At 34.5% G+C, this 21,697-nt stretch carries 15 protein-coding genes, 5 tRNA genes and 1 pseudogene; 19 read left to right on the top strand and 2 right to left on the bottom strand.

Annotated elements, in window-relative coordinates:
- The first annotated feature begins 54 nt into the window (after window positions 1-54).
- The 18 genes from rpsU (at window position 55) to Q4Q39_RS16060 (ending at window position 15,801) form a co-directional block, all read left to right on the top strand.
- Window positions 55-249 carry a 30S ribosomal protein S21 gene (rpsU, locus tag Q4Q39_RS16145; RefSeq protein ID WP_303283587.1) on the top strand — a complete coding sequence of 65 codons (195 nt, stop codon included), beginning with the start codon at window positions 55-57 and terminating at the stop codon, window positions 247-249.
- Window positions 250-419: 170 nt separating this feature from the next.
- Window positions 420-1,310 carry a tyrosine-type recombinase/integrase gene (locus tag Q4Q39_RS16140; protein ID WP_303283586.1) on the top strand — a complete coding sequence of 297 codons (891 nt, stop codon included), beginning with the start codon at window positions 420-422 and terminating at the stop codon, window positions 1,308-1,310.
- Between the two features lie 34 nt (window positions 1,311-1,344).
- On the top strand, window positions 1,345-1,647 hold the full coding sequence (hpf, locus tag Q4Q39_RS16135; protein WP_135877079.1) for a ribosome hibernation-promoting factor, HPF/YfiA family: 303 nt from the start codon (window positions 1,345-1,347) through the stop codon (window positions 1,645-1,647).
- A gap of 101 nt (window positions 1,648-1,748) precedes the next feature.
- A tRNA-Thr gene (locus Q4Q39_RS16130) sits at window positions 1,749-1,822 on the top strand.
- A 374-nt stretch (window positions 1,823-2,196) separates the two neighbouring features.
- A tRNA-Tyr gene (locus tag Q4Q39_RS16125) sits at window positions 2,197-2,278 on the top strand.
- Between the two features lie 72 nt (window positions 2,279-2,350).
- Window positions 2,351-2,423: transfer RNA gene (locus tag Q4Q39_RS16120), tRNA-Gly, on the top strand.
- 11 nt (window positions 2,424-2,434) lie between these two features.
- Window positions 2,435-2,506 (top strand) — tRNA-Thr (locus Q4Q39_RS16115).
- A 73-nt stretch (window positions 2,507-2,579) separates the two neighbouring features.
- Window positions 2,580-3,767, top strand: coding sequence for an elongation factor Tu (tuf, locus tag Q4Q39_RS16110; RefSeq protein ID WP_303283585.1), 1,188 nt, complete (start codon window positions 2,580-2,582; stop codon window positions 3,765-3,767).
- Between the two features lie 66 nt (window positions 3,768-3,833).
- Window positions 3,834-3,906 (top strand) — tRNA-Trp (locus Q4Q39_RS16105).
- Between the two features lie 161 nt (window positions 3,907-4,067).
- Entirely contained in the window at window positions 4,068-4,262 is a 195-nt protein-coding gene (secE, locus tag Q4Q39_RS16100; RefSeq protein ID WP_135877077.1) for a preprotein translocase subunit SecE, read from the top strand.
- 17 nt (window positions 4,263-4,279) lie between these two features.
- On the top strand, window positions 4,280-4,834 hold the full coding sequence (gene nusG / locus Q4Q39_RS16095) for a transcription termination/antitermination protein NusG (protein ID WP_135877076.1): 555 nt from the start codon (window positions 4,280-4,282) through the stop codon (window positions 4,832-4,834).
- 73 nt (window positions 4,835-4,907) lie between these two features.
- Window positions 4,908-5,345, top strand: a complete 438-nt coding sequence (gene rplK, locus Q4Q39_RS16090) for a 50S ribosomal protein L11 (protein WP_135877075.1) — start codon at window positions 4,908-4,910, stop codon at window positions 5,343-5,345.
- Window positions 5,346-5,365: 20 nt separating this feature from the next.
- On the top strand, window positions 5,366-6,055 hold the full coding sequence (gene rplA / locus Q4Q39_RS16085; RefSeq protein ID WP_135877074.1) for a 50S ribosomal protein L1: 690 nt from the start codon (window positions 5,366-5,368) through the stop codon (window positions 6,053-6,055).
- A 19-nt stretch (window positions 6,056-6,074) separates the two neighbouring features.
- Window positions 6,075-6,596, top strand: a complete 522-nt coding sequence (rplJ, locus tag Q4Q39_RS16080; protein ID WP_303283584.1) for a 50S ribosomal protein L10 — start codon at window positions 6,075-6,077, stop codon at window positions 6,594-6,596.
- Window positions 6,597-6,660: 64 nt separating this feature from the next.
- Entirely contained in the window at window positions 6,661-7,038 is a 378-nt protein-coding gene (gene rplL, locus Q4Q39_RS16075; RefSeq protein ID WP_303283583.1) for a 50S ribosomal protein L7/L12, read from the top strand.
- 125 nt (window positions 7,039-7,163) lie between these two features.
- Window positions 7,164-10,976: a DNA-directed RNA polymerase subunit beta gene (gene rpoB, locus Q4Q39_RS16070; RefSeq protein ID WP_303283582.1), complete on the top strand. Its 3,813-nt coding sequence runs from the start codon at window positions 7,164-7,166 to the stop codon at window positions 10,974-10,976.
- A gap of 75 nt (window positions 10,977-11,051) precedes the next feature.
- Window positions 11,052-15,353 (top strand): DNA-directed RNA polymerase subunit beta', encoded by a 4,302-nt coding sequence (gene rpoC / locus Q4Q39_RS16065; protein WP_303283581.1) that lies wholly within the window; start codon window positions 11,052-11,054, stop codon window positions 15,351-15,353.
- Window positions 15,354-15,483: 130 nt separating this feature from the next.
- Window positions 15,484-15,801, top strand: coding sequence for a DUF3467 domain-containing protein (locus tag Q4Q39_RS16060; protein ID WP_303283580.1), 318 nt, complete (start codon window positions 15,484-15,486; stop codon window positions 15,799-15,801).
- A 357-nt stretch (window positions 15,802-16,158) separates the two neighbouring features.
- Here Q4Q39_RS16060 and Q4Q39_RS16055 read toward each other — a convergent pair whose 3' ends face one another.
- Window positions 16,159-16,395: a (4Fe-4S)-binding protein gene (locus tag Q4Q39_RS16055; protein WP_303283579.1), complete on the bottom strand. Its 237-nt coding sequence runs from the start codon at window positions 16,393-16,395 to the stop codon at window positions 16,159-16,161.
- A gap of 132 nt (window positions 16,396-16,527) precedes the next feature.
- Entirely contained in the window at window positions 16,528-18,117 is a 1,590-nt protein-coding gene (locus tag Q4Q39_RS16050) for a peptide chain release factor 3 (protein WP_303283578.1), read from the bottom strand.
- Between the two features lie 907 nt (window positions 18,118-19,024).
- Here Q4Q39_RS16050 and Q4Q39_RS16045 point away from each other — a divergent pair.
- Window positions 19,025-21,697: pseudogene (locus tag Q4Q39_RS16045) on the top strand (hypothetical protein); the annotation flags it as partial.

Raw genomic sequence — 21,697 nt, 5'->3', positions numbered from 1 at the left:
AATAGTATATATATTTGCAGCCTGAAAATCTAAAAGAGAGGAGGTTAAGGCACTATGTTAATAATACCTATTAAAGAAGGAGAAAATATAGATAGAGCGCTAAAGCGTTTTAAAAGAAAGTTTGATAAAACTGGAGCTAAGCGTCAATTACAAACACGTAAGCAGTTTAACAAGCCTTCTGTGGTACGTAGAGCACAGATTCAAAAAGCTCAGTACGTACAAGGATTAAGAGATGCAGAAGAAGTTTAAAAAGAAGTTTTCGATGTAATCGAATTTGTTTTTAGACGTAATTTCCACATATTAGGAAATAATCTTCACATACAATATTAGAATCCCGCTCAAAGCGGGATTTTTTTTGTTCTCAACTTAAATAACAATTAAAACTTCGTACTTTTATCTAGATATAAGGAATCTTAAAGATGCAGTTAAAACCGTTTATTGACTATTTATTACTAGAGAAAAAATATTCTGTATTAACAGTCAATGCATATCAAAAAGACTTAGAAACATTTTCAGAATTTATAAAAGAAGAATATGACTCAGATATAATAAAGAATGTGAATTATTCACAGATAAGGAGTTGGATAGTTAATATGGTAGAAACAGGCTTGTCAAATAGAAGTATTAATAGAAAAGTATCAGCATTAAATACCTATTATAAGTTTCTTTTAAGAACTGAGGATATAAACTTGAATCCGTTATCAAAACATAAGGCATTAAAAACAAGCAAAAAAATCCAAGTCCCGTTTTCAGAACTAGAAATAATGACTGTTTTAGACGACTTAAATTTTGATGACGATTTCGAAAGTATTCGTAATAAACTAATTATAGAGCTTTTCTATTCAACAGGAATTAGAAGAATAGAATTAGTTGAACTGAGTCTTGCAAGTATAGATCTTCATAATAAAACGTTAAAGGTGTTAGGTAAGAGAAATAAAGAGCGTATCGTTCCGTTATTAGATTCAGTAGTCAACACTTTGAGTAAATATTTGATTTCAAGAATTGAATTACAGAGTATTACGGATGCTAATAGTCTGTTTTTAACGAAAAAGGGATTTAAAATTTATGAAACACTTGTTTACAGAATAATAAATGAGTATTTTAGTGAAGCATCAACAAAGGTTAAAAAGAGTCCGCATATTTTGCGTCATTCTTTCGCAACACATTTGTTAAATCAAGGTGCTGATTTAAATGCTGTTAAAGAACTTTTAGGACACTCAAGTTTAGCTGCAACTCAAGTTTATACACATAATAGTATAGCTGAATTAAAAAAAGTGCACATACAAGCACACCCTAGAAGTAAAAAATAGTATAGTAAAAGATTATTAACCAAAAAACAGAAGGATGAAAGTAAACACGCAATCAGTCAATTTTAATGCTGACCAAAAGTTAATTGATTTTATTCAAAAGCGCATGGATAAATTAGATATGTTTTATGATAAAGTTATTAAATCAGATGTTTATTTAAAAGTAGAAAATACAAGTGAAAAAGAAAATAAAATTTTTGAAGCAAGGGTAAGTGTTCCCGGAGATAGTTTTGTAGTTAAGAAACAATGTAAAAGTTTTGAAGAAGGAGCAGATGTTGCTGTATCATCATTAGAAAGACAACTAAAAAAGAGAAAAGAGAAATTAAGATCACATTTATAGTAAAAATTCTTAAAAAATGTTTTGATTAAAAAAATAAATCTATACATTTGCAGTCCGTTAGAAATAGCGGGCTTTTTTTATGCGTAAAAAGTATAAAAAATGCCGATGTAGCTCAGCTGGCTAGAGCAGCTGATTTGTAATCAGCAGGTCGTGGGTTCGAGTCCCTCCATCGGCTCTTGAAATTTTGAAAAGCGTATCAGGCAATTACCCTAAGTTTTATTTTGAAAACAAAGGTTAGTTGGGACGAGAAGTTTATCCTGAGCGTAGTCGAAGGGAGTCCCTCCATCGGCTCTTGAAATTTTGAAAAGCGTATCAGGTAATTATCCTAAGTTTTATTTTGAAAACAAAGGTTAGTTGGGACGAGAAGTTTATCCTGAGCGTAGTCGAAGGGAGTCCCTTCATCGGCTCTAAAAAGTGAATAACGTAAAGGAGATTAAAAGTGGTTTTGTGGCTGTTTTTGATTTAGAACAAGAAGTTTTATCCTAAACGTAGTTGAGGATAAGTTCTTCTTCGACTTAAGTTCTTTAAAAAAGTGAAATAAGTTTAATTGGGGAGATACTCAAGCGGCCAACGAGGGCAGACTGTAAATCTGCTGACTACGTCTTCGCAGGTTCGAATCCTGCTCTCCCCACTTTTTTGAATAACCAATAGAAATTAAGGTGATTTAAGAAAGTATATTTTAAACTTAGAATTGTAAATAATTGCGAGAGTAGCTCAGTTGGTAGAGCGTCAGCCTTCCAAGCTGAATGTCGCCGGTTCGAACCCGGTCTCTCGCTCTATATTTTAAGCCGGTGTAGCTCAGGGGTAGAGCGTTTCCTTGGTAAGGAAGAGGTCACGGGTTCAATTCCCGTCATTGGCTCTATTTTAAAGACTGAAAAAATTAGAATACATTAAGTATTATTATATAACTAAGATTAAATTATTTAAAAAACATGGCAAAGGCAACTTTCGATCGTTCAAAACCGCACTTAAATATTGGTACTATTGGACACGTAGATCACGGTAAAACAACTTTAACTGCTGCTATTACTAAAGTATTAGCTGATGCAGGTTTATCAGAAGCAAAAGATTTCGATCAAATCGATAACGCTCCAGAAGAAAAAGAAAGAGGTATAACAATTAATACATCTCACGTAGAATATGCAACAGCTAATCGTCATTACGCTCACGTTGACTGTCCAGGTCACGCCGATTACGTAAAGAACATGGTTACTGGTGCTGCTCAAATGGATGGTGCTATTTTAGTAGTTGCTGCTACAGATGGTCCAATGCCACAAACTCGTGAGCATATCTTATTAGGACGTCAAGTAGGTATTCCTCGTATCGTTGTATTCATGAATAAAGTGGATATGGTTGATGATGAAGAATTACTTGAGTTAGTAGATATGGAAATTAGAGATTTATTATCTTTCTATGAGTATGATGGAGATAATGGACCTGTAATTGCTGGTTCTGCTTTAGGTGCGCTTAACGGTGAGCAAAAGTGGGTTGATACCGTAATGGAATTAATGGAAGCTTGTGATTCATGGATTGAAGAGCCATTAAGAGAAGTTGATAAAGATTTCTTAATGCCAATTGAAGATGTATTCTCAATTACTGGTCGTGGAACTGTTGCAACAGGTCGTATCGAAACTGGTATCGCTAACACTGGAGATCCTGTAGAAATTATTGGTATGGGTGCTGAGAAATTAACATCTACTATTACAGGTATCGAAATGTTCCGTCAAATATTAGATAGAGGTGAAGCTGGTGATAATGCTGGTATCTTATTAAGAGGTATAGAGAAAACTCAAATCTCTAGAGGTATGGTAATCTGTAAGCCAGGTTCTGTAACACCACATGCTAAATTTAAAGCTGAGGTTTATATCCTTAAAAAAGAAGAAGGTGGTCGTCACACACCATTCCATAATAACTACCGTCCACAGTTCTACGTTCGTACAACTGACGTAACTGGAAACATTGCGCTTCCTGATGGAGTTGAAATGGTTATGCCTGGTGATAACTTAACAATTCATGTTGAGTTGATTCAACCAATTGCAATGAACGTAGGTTTACGTTTCGCTATCCGTGAAGGTGGTAGAACTGTTGGTGCAGGTCAGGTAACTGAGATTTTAGACTAATAAAGTTTTAAAATAAATAGTATAGTTAAGGTATTCCGTTTTTTCGGAATACCTTGACTTATATTTACGGGTTTAGCTCAGTTGGTAGAGCACTGGTCTCCAAAACCAGGTGTCGGGAGTTCGAGTCTCTCAACCCGTGCGAAGCAAAGGATTGTGAGTGAGAAGTTTATGCTGAGCGTAGTCGAAGTAAGTCTCTCAACCCGTGCAACAATAAGAGACAGAGAGGTTTCTAAATAAGTTTACATCGAGTGTAGTCTGTAACTAAGAGTAATCGAAGTAAAATGTTCAAAAAAATAATAAATGGCCGGAATTGTAAATTACGTAAAAGAATCATTTGAAGAACTTAAAAACAATGTGAGTTGGCCATCATGGGCTGAAGCACAAAGTCTAACGGTTTTAGTTGCTGTATTTTCAATTATATTTTCCTTAGCAATTTGGGGGGTAGATACAGTATTCAGTAAAGTTGTGAGTTATTACTTTGAGTTAATTAATTAATGATTAATGTTGATTTTATGTCAGAAGTAAGCGAAAAAAAATGGTACGTTGTTAGAGCAGTAAGTGGTCAAGAAAATAAGATTAAAACTTATATTGAGAATGAAATAGCTCGATTAGGTCTTCAAGATTATGTTGATCAAGTATTAGTCCCTACAGAGCGAGTAATCCAAATTAGAAATGGAAAAAAAATCCATAAGGAGAAAGTGTTTTTTCCAGGATATATAATGGTTCAAGCTAATTTAACAGGAGAAGTACCTCATATTATACGTTCGGTTACTAATGTAATTGGTTTTTTAGGTGAAACAAAAGGAGGTGATCCTGTTCCACTTAGACAATCTGAAGTAAACAGAATGTTAGGTAAAGTTGATGAGTTGTCTGTTGAAGAAACTGTTAACGTTGCTATTCCTTTCACAAAAGGAGAAACAGTAAAAGTTATTGATGGTCCATTTAATGGATTTGACGGAACTATAGAAAAGATAAATGAAGAAAAGCGTAAACTTGAAGTAATGGTTAAGATTTTTGGAAGAAAAACACCATTAGAATTAAGTTATATGCAAGTAGAAAAAGTATAATAATTGTTACATAAAGATACGTTGTTCTCTTTCGCTTCCAATAGGAAGATAGCATCAAACTAAATTATTAAAAATGGCAAAAGAATTAGGTAAAGTAGTTAAGTTACAAGTTCGGGGAGGTGCTGCGAATCCGTCGCCACCGGTTGGACCCGCTTTAGGAGCTGCAGGTGTTAACATCATGGAGTTCTGTAAGCAATTCAATGCTAGAACCCAAGATAAACCTGGTAAAGTATTACCAGTAGTTATATCTGTTTACAAAGACAAATCATTTGACTTTGTAATAAAAACACCACCGGCAGCAGTTCAATTATTAGAAGCAGCTAAGGTGAAAAAGGGATCTGGAGAGCCAAACCGAAAAAAAGTAGCTAAAGTTTCTTGGGATCAGATTAAAACTATTGCAGAAGACAAAATGGTAGATTTAAATGCATTTACTACAGAGTCTGCTATGAAAATGGTTGCTGGTACAGCAAGATCTATGGGAATAACCGTTACAGGAAAATTTCCTAATTAATCTTTAAAAGACATTAAAAAATGGCAAGATTAACAAAAAAGCAAAAAGAAGCTGCAGCTAAAATAGAAAAAGGAAGAATTTATTCTGTTGAAGAAGCGTCAGCATTAATAAAGGAAATTACCAATACAAAGTTTGATGCGTCAATAGATTTGGCGGTGCGTTTAGGAGTAGATCCTAGAAAAGCAAATCAAATGGTGAGAGGTGTTGTATCGCTTCCACATGGTACTGGTAAAGATATGAAAGTATTAGCATTAGTAACACCAGATAAGGAAGCAGAAGCTAAAGAAGCTGGTGCAGATTACGTTGGTTTAGATGAATACCTTGATAAAATCAAGAGTGGTTGGACAGATGTAGACGTAATTATTACAATGCCAAGTGTTATGGGGAAATTAGGCCCATTAGGACGTGTATTAGGACCGAGAGGTTTAATGCCTAACCCAAAAACAGGTACAGTAACTATGGATGTTGCTAAAGCAGTAACAGAAGTAAAAGCTGGTAAAATCGATTTTAAAGTTGATAAAACGGGTATTGTACACGCTGCGATAGGTAAAGCATCGTTTAGTGCTGATAAAATTGCAGGTAATGCAAATGAATTATTACAAACATTAATGAAACTTAAGCCAACTACGGCAAAAGGAGTTTATGTAAAAAGCATTTTTATGTCTTCTACAATGAGTCCTAGTGTTGCTGTTGATACTAAGATTGGTTAATTAGTTAAAAACTTTTATTATGACAAGACAAGAAAAATCACAAGTAATCGAAGAATTAACTGTACAATTAGCCGATAATGCTAACATTTATTTAGCAGATATTTCAGGATTAAATGCAGGTAATACTTCAGATTTGCGCCGAGCTTGTTTTAAAGCAGGCGTTCAGTTAGCAGTAGTTAAAAATACATTACTTGAAAAAGCAATGGAAGCTTCAGATAGAGAATTTGGAGAGCTTCCTACAGTTTTAAAAGGTAATACTTCAGTAATGTATTCTGAAACTGGAAATGCTCCAGCTAAAGTAATTAAAGCCTTTAGAAAAAAATCAGAAAGACCTTTATTAAAAGGAGCTTTTATTGAAGAGGCTATTTACATTGGCGACGATCAATTAGACATGTTAGTAGATATCAAGTCTAAAGAAGAATTGATTGGAGAAATAGTTACATTATTACAATCTCCAGCTAAAAATGTTATTTCTGCACTTAAATCAGGTGGAGGAACTATTGCTGGAATTATTAAAACACTATCTGAAAAAGAAGGATAGTATTAAACAGTACGCACTTATTACAATTATATTATTATTAAAGAATTATTAAAACGATAGAAAAATGGCAGATTTAAAAGATTTCGCAGAACAATTAGTTAACTTAACAGTAAAAGAAGTAAATGAGTTAGCTACTATATTAAAAGATGAGTATGGTATCGAGCCTGCTGCTGCAGCTGTTGCTGTTGCTGCTGGTGGAGCTGCTGCTGGTGGAGACGCTGCAGAAGAGCAAACTGAATTTGATGTTATACTAAAAGCTGCAGGTGGTTCTAAATTAGCAGTTGTTAAATTAGTTAAAGAATTAACTGGTTTAGGATTAAAAGAAGCTAAAGGTTTAGTTGACGATGCACCAAGCGCTATTAAAGAAGGTGTTTCTAAAGATGAAGCTGAAGGTTTAAAAGCGTCTTTAGAAGAAGCTGGAGCTGAGGTTGAGCTTAAGTAAGCTTAACAACTCAAACACATAAAGGTTTAGGTCTGAAGAGTAATCTTCAAGGCCTAAACCATTTTGCGTATATAATTATTACGTACATTATCACTATTATTTTTTAATCATAATTCCGTCCATTGATGTTGTCAACACAAGCTGAAAGATTAAATTTCTCGTCTATTGTAAATAGAACAGAATATCCAGATTTCTTGGATATTCAGATTAAATCCTTCCAGGATTTTTTCCAATTAGAAACAAAATCCGAAGAAAGAGGAGATGAAGGTCTTTATAACACCTTTATGGAAAATTTCCCTATTACAGATTCTCGTAATCAATTTGTTTTAGAATTTTTAGATTACTTCGTAGATCCACCAAGATATGCTATTGACGAGTGTATTGAAAGAGGACTTACTTACAGCGTTCCGCTAAAAGCAAGGTTAAAGTTATATTGTACAGATCCTGAACATGAGGATTTCGAGACCATTGTCCAAGATGTGTACTTAGGAACTATACCTTACATGACACCAAGTGGTACATTTTGTATCAATGGAGCAGAGCGTGTAGTAGTGTCTCAATTACACCGTTCACCAGGAGTATTCTTTGGTCAGTCTTTCCATGCAAATGGAACAAAATTATATTCAGCTAGGGTTATTCCTTTCAAAGGGTCTTGGATTGAATTTGCTACAGATATTAATCAGGTAATGTATGCTTACATTGACAGAAAGAAAAAATTGCCTGTTACAACATTGTTTAGAGCTATTGGTTTTGAACGTGATAAAGATATCTTAGAGATTTTTGATCTTGCAGAAGAAGTTAAAGTATCTAAATCTGGATTAAAGAAGTATTTAGGAAGAAAATTAGCAGCACGTGTATTAAACACATGGCATGAGGATTTTGTTGATGAAGATACGGGAGAAGTAGTATCTATTGAGCGTAACGAAATTGTGCTTGATCGTGATACTATTTTAGATAAAGAAAATGTAGAAGAAATTATTGAAGCAGATGTAAAAACAATTCTTTTACATAAAGAAAGTGCTGAACAAGGTGATTACGCCATTATTCACAACACGCTTCAAAAAGATCCAACAAACTCAGAAAAAGAGGCTGTTGAGCATATCTATAGACAATTACGTAATGCAGAGCCGCCAGATGAGGAAACAGCGCGTGGTATTATTGATAAATTATTCTTTAGTGACCAACGTTACTCTTTAGGAGAAGTTGGACGTTACAGAATGAACAAGAAATTACAGTTAGATATCGGAATGGATAAGCAAGTGCTTACCAAAGAAGATATCATTACTATTATAAAATATTTAATCGAACTTATCAACTCTAAAGCAGAGATTGATGATATTGATCACTTATCTAACCGTCGTGTACGTACAGTTGGTGAGCAATTATCTCAACAATTTGGTGTTGGTTTAGCACGTATGGCACGTACAATTCGTGAGCGTATGAATGTTCGTGATAATGAGGTTTTTACACCAATAGATTTAATTAACGCAAAGACATTATCGTCTGTAATTAATTCATTCTTTGGGACAAACCAATTATCTCAGTTTATGGATCAAACAAATCCATTAGCTGAAATCACACACAAACGTCGTTTATCTGCATTAGGACCAGGAGGTTTATCTCGTGAAAGAGCAGGTTTCGAGGTTCGTGATGTACACTATACGCACTACGGACGTTTATGTCCTATTGAAACACCAGAGGGGCCAAACATTGGTTTAATTTCTTCACTTTCAGTATTTGCTAAAGTGAACTCTATGGGATTCATTGAAACGCCTTACAGAAAAGTAACCGAAGGTGTTGTAGACATTCAAAATGAACCAACATATTTAAGTGCAGAGGAAGAAGAAGAAAAATTAATTGCACAAGCAACAGTTGAAGTTGATGATGATGGTAAAATATTACATGATAAGGTCATTGCTCGTATGGAGGGGGATTTCCCAGTAATTGACCCATCAGATTTACATTATACAGATGTAGCGCCAAACCAAATATCATCAATTTCGTCATCTTTAATTCCTTTCTTGGAGCATGATGATGCGAATAGAGCCTTGATGGGATCTAACATGATGCGTCAAGCAGTACCATTATTATTACCGCAAGCACCAATTGTTGGAACTGGATTAGAACGTCAAGTTGCTTCAGATTCTCGTGTATTAATTAATGCAGAAGGAAAAGGAGAAGTGCTTTATGTTGATGCGAAAGAGATCAAAATTAAATACGATCGTACAGAAGATGAAGCTGCAGTTAGTTTTGATAGTGATATTAAAACATACCAATTAGTAAAATTCAGAAAAACCAACCAAGGAACCTCTATCAACTTAAAACCAATTGTGGTTAAAGGAGATATAGTATCAAAAGGTCAGGTTTTATGTGAAGGTTATGCCACTCAAAAAGGAGAGTTAGCTTTAGGTAGAAATATGAAAGTAGCCTTTATGCCTTGGAAAGGGTATAACTTTGAGGATGCTATCGTAATTTCTGAAAAAGTAGTTCGTGAAGATATCTTTACATCTATTCATATTGATGAGTATTCTTTAGAAGTTAGAGATACAAAATTAGGTAACGAAGAGTTAACTAATGATATCCCTAACGTTTCAGAAGAAGCTACTAAAGATTTAGATGAAAACGGAATGATTCGCGTAGGAGCAGAAGTGAAGCCAGGTGATATTCTTATCGGTAAAATTACACCTAAAGGTGAATCAGACCCAACTCCAGAAGAAAAATTATTACGTGCTATCTTCGGTGATAAAGCAGGTGATGTAAAAGATGCTTCTTTAAAAGCTTCACCGTCTTTAAATGGTGTTGTAATTGAGAAAAAATTATTTGCACGTGCCGTTAAAGATAAGCGTAAGAGAGCTCAAGATAAAGATGATATCTTACAATTAGAAGGTATTTACGATTCAAAATTTGACGCATTAAAAGACACTTTAATTGAAAAGTTATTTACTATTGTAAATGGTAAAACGGCTCAAGGTATCTTTAATGATTTAGGTGAAGAAGTACTTCCAAAAGGAAAGAAATTCACACTTAAAATGTTAAATGCTGTTGATGATTATGCGCATTTAGTGTCTGGAAAATGGACAACAGATGATCATACAAACAAACTGGTTGCTGATTTAATTCACAACTATAAAATTAAAGAAAACGATTTACAAGGATCTTTAAGACGTGAGAAGTTTACCATTTCCGTAGGTGATGAATTACCAGCAGGTATTATCAAACTTGCTAAAGTTTATATTGCTAAAAAACGTAAACTTAAAGTAGGTGATAAAATGGCAGGACGTCACGGTAACAAAGGTATTGTTGCAAGAATCGTTCGTCAAGAAGATATGCCTTTCTTAGAAGATGGAACGCCAGTTGATATTGTATTAAATCCACTAGGTGTACCTTCTCGTATGAACATTGGTCAGATATATGAAACTGTATTAGGTTGGGCTGGACAAAATTTGGGCCGCACATATGCAACACCTATTTTTGATGGAGCTACAATCGATCAAATTAACGGATTTACAGATGAAGCTGGAATCCCAAGATACGGACATACGTATCTTTACGATGGAGGAACTGGTCAACGTTTTGATCAGCCAGCAACAGTTGGTGTGATTTACATGCTGAAACTAGGACACATGGTTGATGATAAAATGCACGCACGTTCTATTGGACCTTACTCATTAATTACGCAACAGCCATTAGGTGGTAAAGCACAGTTTGGTGGTCAGCGTTTTGGTGAGATGGAAGTTTGGGCACTAGAGGCTTATGGAGCATCAAGTACCTTACGAGAAATCTTAACTGTAAAATCTGATGATGTTATTGGTAGAGCTAAAACTTACGAGAGTATTGTTAAAGGTGAACCAATGCCAGATCCAGGATTACCAGAATCATTCAACGTGTTAATGCACGAATTGAAAGGTTTAGGTTTAGATATCAGATTAGAAGAATAATAAAATAGTTTGCAGTTATCAGTCAGCAGTAGGCACTGCGCACTGAACACTGAACACTGAATACTATAAGAAATTATGGCAAGAAAACAAGATAAGAATACAGTAAAGAGATTTAATAAAATCTCAATTGGTTTAGCATCACCAGAGTCTATTTTAGCAGAGTCTAGAGGTGAAGTTTTAAAACCAGAAACTATCAATTATCGAACACACAAACCAGAACGTGATGGTTTGTTCTGTGAGCGTATTTTTGGTCCTGTAAAGGATTATGAATGTGCTTGTGGTAAATATAAAAGAATTCGCTACAAAGGAATCGTTTGTGATCGTTGTGGTGTAGAAGTAACGGAAAAGAAAGTACGTAGAGATAGAGTAGGACATATTAATCTAGTAGTTCCTGTAGCTCATATCTGGTATTTCCGTTCGTTACCAAATAAAATAGGTTATTTATTAGGCTTACCATCTAAGAAATTAGATATGATTATTTACTACGAACGTTATGTAGTAATTCAACCTGGTAATGCTAAAAATGAAGAAGGTGAGCCATTACAAAAAATGGACTTCTTAACAGAAGAAGAATATTTAAATATTCTTGAAGAGCTTCCTCAAGATAATCAATATTTAGACGATACAGACCCTAACAAGTTCTTAGCTAAAATGGGCGCTGAATGTCTTATTGAATTATTAGCTAGAATTGATTTAGAAACATTATCATACGAGTTACGTCATAAAGCAAACACTGAAACGTCTAAACAACGTAAAACAGAGGCTTTAAAACGTTTACAAGTAGTAGAGTCTTTACGTGAATCTAATCTTAATAGAGAGAATCGTCCAGAATGGATGATTATGAAGGTTATTCCAATCATTCCACCAGAATTACGACCACTAGTACCACTAGATGGAGGTCGTTTTGCAACGTCTGATTTAAATGATTTATACCGTCGTGTTATTATCCGTAATAACCGTCTTAAAAGATTAGTTGAGATTAAAGCACCAGAAGTAATTTTGCGTAATGAAAAGCGTATGCTTCAGGAGTCTGTAGATTCATTATTTGATAACACACGTAAATCATCAGCTGTAAAAACAGATTCTAACAGACCGTTAAAATCATTATCAGATTCATTAAAAGGTAAGCAAGGACGTTTCCGTCAAAACTTACTTGGTAAACGTGTTGATTATTCTGCACGTTCTGTTATTGTTGTTGGACCAGAATTGAAATTATTTGAATGTGGTTTACCAAAGAATATGGCTGCAGAGCTTTACAAACCTTTCGTAATTAGAAAATTAATTGAAAGAGGTATTGTTAAGACTGTAAAATCAGCTAAGAAAATTATAGATAAAAGAGAGCCAGTGGTTTGGGATATTTTGGAAAATGTTCTTAAAGGACATCCAGTATTACTAAACCGTGCGCCTACTTTGCACAGATTGGGGATACAAGCTTTTCAACCAAAATTAATTGAAGGGAAAGCAATCCAGTTACACCCGTTAGTATGTACGGCATTTAATGCGGATTTTGATGGTGATCAAATGGCAGTACACTTACCGTTGGGACCAGAAGCTATTTTAGAATGTCAATTATTAATGTTGGCATCTCATAATATTTTAAATCCAGCTAATGGATCTCCAGTAACAGTACCTTCGCAAGATATGGTACTTGGTTTATATTATATGACCAAGTTACGTAAGTCTACTCCAGAATTAAAAGTAAAAGGAGAAGGCTTAACATTCTATTCTTCGGAAGAAGTTGTTATTGCTTTTAATGAGAAGCAAGTAGATTTAAATGCTGGTATTAAAGTAAGAACTATTGACATTAATGAAGACGGTAAGCTTGCTCCTGCAATTGTAGAAACTACTGTTGGTCGTGTGTTATTTAATCAACATGTACCACAAGCAGCAGGGTATATTAATGAAGTACTTACCAAGAAATCATTAAGAGATATTATTGGTAGCATTTTGAAGTTTACTTCAGTTCCAGAAACTGCAGATTTCTTAGATGCTATTAGAACATTAGGATTCAAATTTGCATTCCAAGGTGGATTATCATTTAGTTTAGGTGATATTATCATTCCACCAGAAAAACAAGGAATGATTGATAAAGCGAATGGTTTAGTTGATGGTATTATGGGTAACTATAACATGGGACTTATAACAAACAACGAACGTTATAACCAGGTTATTGATATTTGGACCTCTACAAATGCAGAATTGACAGAGTTGTCAATGAAGCGTATTCGTGAAGACCAACAAGGGTTTAACTCGGTGTTTATGATGCTTGATTCTGGAGCTCGTGGATCTAAAGAACAGATTCGTCAGCTTACAGGTATGCGTGGATTAATGGCGAAACCTAAAAAATCCAATGCTGGTGGTGGAGAGATTATTGAGAATCCAATTCTTTCTAACTTTAAAGAAGGACTTTCAATTTTAGAATACTTTATTTCTACACACGGTGCACGTAAAGGTCTTGCAGATACGGCTCTTAAAACAGCAGATGCAGGTTATTTAACACGCCGTTTAGTTGATGTATCTCAAGATGTTATTATCAATACAGAAGATTGTGGTACATTAAGAGGTGTAGAAGTTGAGCCATTAAAGAAAAACGATGAAGTTGTTGAAACACTTGAGGAGAGAATCGTTGGACGTGTATCTCTAAATGATGTTTATAATCCTTTAACTGAAGAGTTGTTAGTAGCATCTGGTCAATTAATAGAAGACGATATAGCTAAATCTATAGAAGCGTCTCCTATTGAGAGTATGGAAGTACGTTCAGCTTTAACATGTGAGGCTTTACAAGGAATTTGTGCTAAATGTTATGGTCGTAATTTAGCGACAGGCAAAATGGTACAAAGAGGTGAAGCTGTTGGAGTTGTTGCAGCACAATCTATTGGAGAACCAGGAACTCAGTTAACACTTCGTACATTCCACGTAGGAGGTATTGCAGGTAACATTTCTGAAGATAATAAATTAGCTGTTAAATTTGATGGTCTTGCTGAGATTGAAGATTTAAAAACAGTTAAAGGTGAAGATGGAGAAGGAAATGTTGTAGATATTGTTATTTCTAGAACTTCTGAATTAAAACTTACAGATAAGCAAACGGGAATTGTTTTAAGTACAAATAATATTCCTTACGGATCTAACATATTTGTTAAAAATGGTCAAAGCTTAACTAAAGGTGATGTAGTTTGCTCATGGGATCCATATAATGGTGTTATTATTTCAGAATTTGCTGGTAAAGTAAAGTATGAAAATATAGAACAAGGTGTTACCTATCAAGTTGAAATTGATGAACAAACAGGGTTCCAAGAAAAAGTAATTTCTGAATCTAGAAACAAGAAGCTTATCCCAACACTTCATATTGAAGATGCTAAAGGTGAAACGATACGTTCGTATAACCTACCAGTAGGAGCTCACTTAATGATTGATGATGGAGATAAAATTAAAGTTGGAAAAATTTTAGTTAAAATACCACGTAAATCTGCTAAGGCGGGCGATATTACTGGGGGTCTACCTCGTGTAACGGAGTTATTCGAAGCACGTAATCCTTCTAACCCAGCTGTAGTAAGTGAAATTGATGGTGTTGTTTCTTTTGGTAAAATAAAGAGAGGTAACCGTGAGATTATAGTAGAATCTAAATTAGGAGAGATCAAGAAGTATCTTGTAAAATTATCGAATCAAATTCTTGTTCAAGAAAATGATTATGTAAAAGCAGGGATGCCACTTTCCGATGGTTCTATTACTCCAAACGATATCTTAAATATTAAAGGCCCATCTGCAGTTCAGCAATATTTAGTGAACGAAGTACAAGAAGTATATCGTTTACAAGGTGTGAAGATTAATGATAAGCACTTCGAAGTTGTTGTAAGACAGATGATGCGTAAAGTTCGTATTATAGATTCTGGTGATACTATTTTCTTAGAAGATCAATTAGCTCATAAAGCTGATTTCATTAAAGAAAATGATGATATTTTCGGAATGAAAGTGATCGAAGATGCTGGAGATTCCACAAATCTTAAAGCAGGTCAAATTATTTCGCCTCGCGAACTAAGAGATGAAAATTCAATTCTACGTAGAGAAGATAAGCAAATTGTTGAAGCTAGAGACGCTAAACCAGCAACTGCAACTCCAATACTACAAGGTATTACTAGAGCATCGCTTCAGACTAAATCATTTATTTCTGCAGCATCGTTCCAGGAAACAACTAAAGTCCTTAACGAAGCAGCTGTAGCTGGTAAAGTAGACAGTTTAGAAGGATTGAAAGAAAATGTAATTGTTGGACATAGAATTCCAGCAGGTACAGGTATGAGAAATTATACAGATATCATTGTAGGCTCTAAAGAAGAGTTTGATGAAATGATGCAAGTAAAGCAAGAATTAAATTATAATTAATGAGATCCAACTCTTCCTTTAAAGGAAGAGTTGGATAATCGAATTATTCCCACGTAGGTGGGAATCTCATAAAGAGAAAAATCCTGCCCAATACTAGCAGGATTTTTTTATTAATAAAAACCTATTTGTTATGGCAAACGAAAAAGATAATCAAAAACAAGGTCAAATTAATATTGAACTAGATGAAAAAGTAGCTGAAGGAACCTATTCTAACTTAGCTATTATTAATCATTCTGTTTCAGAATTTGTTGTAGATTTTGTTAATATTATGCCTGGAATTCCTAAGAGTAAAGTGAAATCTAGAATCATATTAACGCCTCAACACGCTAAACGTTTATTAAAAGCTTTAGGAGAAAATGTGTCAAGGTTTGAAAATGCTCATGGTGAAATAAAGGATTACGAGCAACCACCTATACCCTTGAATTTTGGACCGACGGGTCAAGCATAACATTTTTAAAGTAGAACTTATAATTTACCAGGCTTAATAAGGTTGCTCGAAATACTTTCTTGAGCAACCACCTATACCCTTGAATTTTGGACCGACGGTTCAAACATAAAAATAAAAGCTCTTGAAAATTTCAAGAGCTTTTATTTTTATAATAATTAACTATGATAAAAAAACATATCATTAATTTTAATTATACTTCTTAAAATTCCGAGCTAACTAAACTAGTTTTAGCACTTTTTTTAAACTTTACATCTGTATAATATTGCATGACTATAAAATAGCTTAAATGAGCTTATTTTAGTTTATTGATATTTTTGCTAAGTTTTTTAATAATAACAACTGAAAAGGTTTAGGTTTTTATGCCACCTTTTTATCTTCTTTGTTATAATGAAATTGTAAAGCTCCGGAAGGACATTTTTTGACTTGCTCTATTATTTTTTTAATAGGAGCTCCTTCAAGATCAATCCAGGGAATAACAGAATCCTGAAATACACTCGAAAGTTCTTTTGCACAATGGTCAGAATGTATGCAAGCACAGGGATCAAAAGTTACAGTAATATCTGAATTACTGAAAACATTATCTTTAGTTTTCATAAGTAGGTTATTTTAAGGCTATAATTCTATCTTTAAATCTATTATAGTGATTAATAAAAATATTAAAATAATCGATTAAATGTATGAAAATATCGTTTAAAAACCAAAATATCGATTAAATACGTATTGCAATTAGTCAAATTCTGAAGTAAAATGAAAGGTTATATTAGGATATTTTTGCTGTGTCATTTGCAATGAAAAAGAAGAATCAGCCAAAAATACCAACTGATTTTGTTTGTCTTTAGCCAGAAAGCGTTGTTTTACTCTAACGAATTCTTTATACTCATCACTTTTTGAATCTTTAGGATCTACCCAACATGCTTTATGAACGTTTAAATTTTCATAAGAGCATTTTGCCCCATATTCATGCTCTAACCTGTATTGAATAACTTCATATTGTAATGCACCAACGGTTCCAATTACTTTTCTCCCGTTAAGTTCTAGTGTAAATAGCTGGGCAACACCTTCGTCCATTAATTGATCTATACCTTTATATAATTGTTTAGATTTTAATGGATCAGCATTATTAATATATCTAAAATGTTCGGGAGAGAAACTAGGAACTCCTTTATAATTGATAGTTTCACCTTCAGTAAGTGTGTCACCAATTTTAAAGTTACCAGTATCATGTAACCCCACAATATCTCCTGGATAAGAGACGTCTACAATTTCTTTCTTCTCAGCGAAAAAGGCATTTGGACTAGAAAACTTTAGCTTTTTCTTATTTCTTACATGTAAATATGGTGTATTTCTTTTAAACGTACCAGATACAATTTTAATGAAGGCTAAACGATCTCTATGATTAGGATCCATATTAGCATGAATCTTAAAAACAAATCCAGAGAATTTATCTTCATCAGGTTCTATTAAACGTTCTTCGCTTTGCTTAGGTCTTGGTTTAGGAGCAATTTCAACAAAGCAATCCAATAACTCTCTAACTCCAAAATTATTTAAAGCAGAACCAAAGAATACAGGTTGTAAATCACCATTAAGGTAATCCTCTTTTTTAAATTCAGGATAGATACCTTCAACAAGTTCAATTTCATCTCTTAACGTTTGGGCAGCCTTGTTTCCTATAAGTGAATCTAATTCCGAAGATGTTAAATCCTTTATTTCGATGGTTTCTTCGATGTCTTTTCTACTATCTCCACTAAATAAATTAATATTCTTTTCCCAAATGTTATAAATTCCTTTAAAATCATATCCCATTCCAATAGGAAAGCTTAAAGGGACGACTCTTAATCCTAATTTTTGTTCAATTTCATCTAGAAGATCAAAAGCATCTTTCCCTTCTCGATCCATCTTATTAATAAAAACGATCATTGGAATGTTACGCATTCGGCAGACTTCTACTAGTTTTTCAGTTTGTTCCTCGACACCCTTAGCAACATCTATTACTACTATAACACTATCAACTGCGGTAAGCGTTCTAAAAGTATCTTCAGCAAAATCTTTATGTCCAGGCGTATCAAGTATATTGATTTTTATACCATCATATTCAAAAGCTAAAACAGAAGTAGCAACTGAAATACCACGCTGGCGTTCAATTTCCATAAAATCACTGGTTGCCCCCTTTTTTATTTTGTTACTTTTTACAGCTCCGGCTTCTTGAATGGCACCACCAAAAAGTAATAATTTCTCAGTTAAAGTAGTTTTACCCGCATCGGGATGCGAAATAATACCAAAGGTTCGTCTGCGTTGTATTTCCTCTAAAAAGCTCATAAAATGTTTATACAAATGGGTTGCAAATATAATATTTATATAATTGTTTTCTGTAGAAATCAATTGTAGAAAAGATCTCTGTATTGAGGTTTTATAAACTAATTACCTGTTTTATATTATTATGATAACTTTTTAGATCAAAGTTGTGTTGATGTTAGGTATATAATGTTTAAATAATTAAGGTGTTTTTTAATAAAAAACAATTATCATGATAATACATGTTATTAATACTATTAATAACATGGAAACTTTACTCATATTTTAGATTTAGGCTATAAGGTTTTAATTCTACTATATATTTAATTGCACTTTGTCGATGAAGCTATATTGATGCGTTTTTTTAAGATTTGTTTTAGTTTTTTTAAAGTGAAACGAACCAATAAAATAGTGTTATTCAATTAATATGGAAAATATATGTGATTTTTTATTAAGTATCTATTTATGAGTTAGTTTGTGCCCTTTTTTGTTTAGAAATAGAAGATTAATCTATTTTGTTTTTTGTAAGTAATTTATGCTTTTTTGTAGTAATTATAAGGTTTTTGAGAGTTTTAACAACTTATTTTTGAAGGCTTTATATTACATAATTAACAAATGTTAAAAAAAAAAAAGGTTTTGTTTGCATAAGTGAACAAAAAACACATAATTTGCACTTTATCGATTAAAAACGTATTTCATCGATTTTTAAATAAAACTTAATAAATAAGAACAACTGCTATTATAAGAATATCTATTAACCAACTCTCAACACTATGAATTTTTCTATTAAACCTTCTGATAAAATGAAAGCTGATTTTTTAGACTTTCAGATTTTTTATAAATCAATTTTTGCTTTCTCATTCTCAACCAATTATTGATAAAATAGCATCAATTACTACAACCAACATTATACTAATTATAACTCTCAAAGATGAAAACCCTTGGCCATTTTTTATTTAAAAATAAACATGTTTTGTTTTTTAAAACTTTAGAATTAAAAAAAGAACAATTTAAATATACATGCTTGTTGGTATTTACAAGTTTATTATTTTCATTTTCTGCAATATCTCAAACTAATATTAGTGGTGTAGTAAATGATTATCAAGCAGTTACCGGAATTACTTTTCCGGGCTGTGGTCCATGTGACACCTCTCCTGCATGTTTAAATGCTATTAACGTGGCAAATGCTTCTGCATTTTCAATTGGAGATAAGGCTTTAATCATTCAAATGAAAGGTGCTACTATAGATAATACAAATACAGCATCAGCGGGTGATATTACAAACATCGGTAATGCTGGTAATTATGAATTTTTTACGATTACCAATATTATTGGCAATACGGTTTATCCCAATGGCCCGTTAACGAGAACTTACGATATACCGGGGCTTGTTCAATTAGTAAGAGTGCCGAATTTTAGTAACAATGTTAATGTAACTGGTACTGTTTCAGGTGTTCCATGGGATCCGGTTTCAGGAACCGGAGGTGTTGTGGCTATTTTTGTAGAAGACACATTAACACTTAATGCAGATATTGATGCCGGAGAAATAGGATATAATGGAGTAACGGTAAGTGCTAATGGTACTTTAGATAGTTGTACTGGGGTTGATCCCGATATATATATGGTTCTTCCTTCTACGGATACAGAATCTTCTCCTAAAGGTCAAGGGATTGCTGTAGATGATCCAAACTTCAATAGAGGTAGAGGTCATAGAGCTAACGGCGGCGGCGGCGGAATGGCTGGAGATTCAGGTGGCGGCGGTGGTTCTAACTATGGTGAAGGAGGTATTGGAGGTAAACGATGGTGTAATACTCATCCAGGAGGACTAGATGCAGGAGGATTAGGAGGTGAGACTTTAGAGTTTTATTTGAGACAAAGAAGAGTGTTCTTAGGAGGTGCCGGAGGTGCAGGATATATTACTAACCTAAATCCGGCAATAGCTACCAATGGAGGAGGTATAGTTGTAATACGAGCCAGACATATAGTAGGTAATAATAGAACTATTTTTGCACAAGGAGCAGATTCTACAGCACCAGGCACAGGTATCGATGGAGGTGGTGGTGGTGGTGCCGGAGGTTCCGTTGCTTTTGATATAGAGTCGTATTCTGGTACTGTAAATGTAGATATTTCTGGAGGGGATGGTCAAGATTTAGGTACAGATGTATTACATGGTCCTGGCGGCGGCGGCGGCGGCGGTGTATTTCTTCATAATTTGCAAACACCACCAGCGAATATTATTATTGATCGACAAGGAGGTATAGCTGGTGTACATCAGGCACCACAAGATACAAATACAAATGGCGCTCAGGATGGTACTGAGGGAGGTATTATATCTTATTACACTATTGTAGAAGTTCAAGACAGAGATGGTGATGGTGTTGAGGATTTTTGTGATTTGGATAGTGATGGTGATGGTATTCGAGATACGAACGAAGCCGGAGGCTCAACGTTTGACCCAAGTGGTGATGCAGATGGAGATGGTTTAGAAAATTATTTAGACAGCAGTGATTCTACACCAGGTTTTCCAGTATTTACAGATACTAATGGAGACGGAGTAAATGATTTATATGACAATGACGGAGACGGAATTCCCGATTTCCTGGACTTAGATAGTGATAACGATGGCATATATGATGTTATTGAAGCTGGTGGTGTTGATGGTGATAATGATGGACTTATTGGAACCGGAGTATTGGTTGATACGGATGGTGATGGATGGTCAAATATTGCTGATCCAGATAATGGAGGTACACCATTACCTCTAACACAATCAGATGGAGATGGATCTCCGGATTTTTTAGATGTAGATAGTGATGGAGATGGTTGTCCTGATGCTATTGAAGGATCAGGAAGTTTTGTTTCCGGAGATTTAACAAGTAGTAATAATTTAGCAGATGATGATGAAGGAAGTGTTGATGGTAGTGGAGTACCTACAAATACAGGAAGCCCTCAAGGAACAAATTCGTTTGTAATTACTGCATCAGCATTAGGAGGGATTACAACACAACCAACAGCAAGTGTAATATGTTCTGGAAGTAATGCTTCATTTACAGTTGTTGATACAGGTGATGATTTAGTATATCAATGGCAGGAAAGAATTGGAGCAGGAGCATGGACAAACTTATCGAATGCTGGGATTTATGGTGGAACAGATGCAGCAACTTTAACGTTGACAGCTCCACCAATTGGTCATTCAGGAAGGGAATATCGAGTTATTGTTACTAGTACTACAAATGTTTGTAAGAATGTAACTTCTGATGAAATTTCACTAACCGTTAACCCATTACCAACGGCCAGTGTTAGCGGAACCGCGACGATCTGTTCGGGCGATACCGCAGTAGACTTCAGCTTTACAGGTACCCCGAACGCAGAGATCACCTATAACATAGACGGGGGGTCCAATACGACGATCACATTAAGCGGAGCAGGCAGCGCGACCTTGAGCGCCTCCAATACCGCCAGCAGTACGGTTAACCTTGTGAGCGTGGAGAACACGACCACGAGCTGTAGCCAGGCTGTAACGGGCAGTGCCACGGTAACCGTTAACCCATTGCCGACTGCCAGTGTTAGCGGAACCGCGACGATCTGTTCCGGAGATACGGCA

Source organism: Flavivirga amylovorans (assembly GCF_030540875.1).
Classification (GTDB): Bacteria; Bacteroidota; Bacteroidia; order Flavobacteriales; family Flavobacteriaceae; genus Flavivirga; species Flavivirga amylovorans.
Note: the sequence above shows the minus strand (reverse complement) of the source record. Positions and strands in the feature narration are given on the sequence as shown.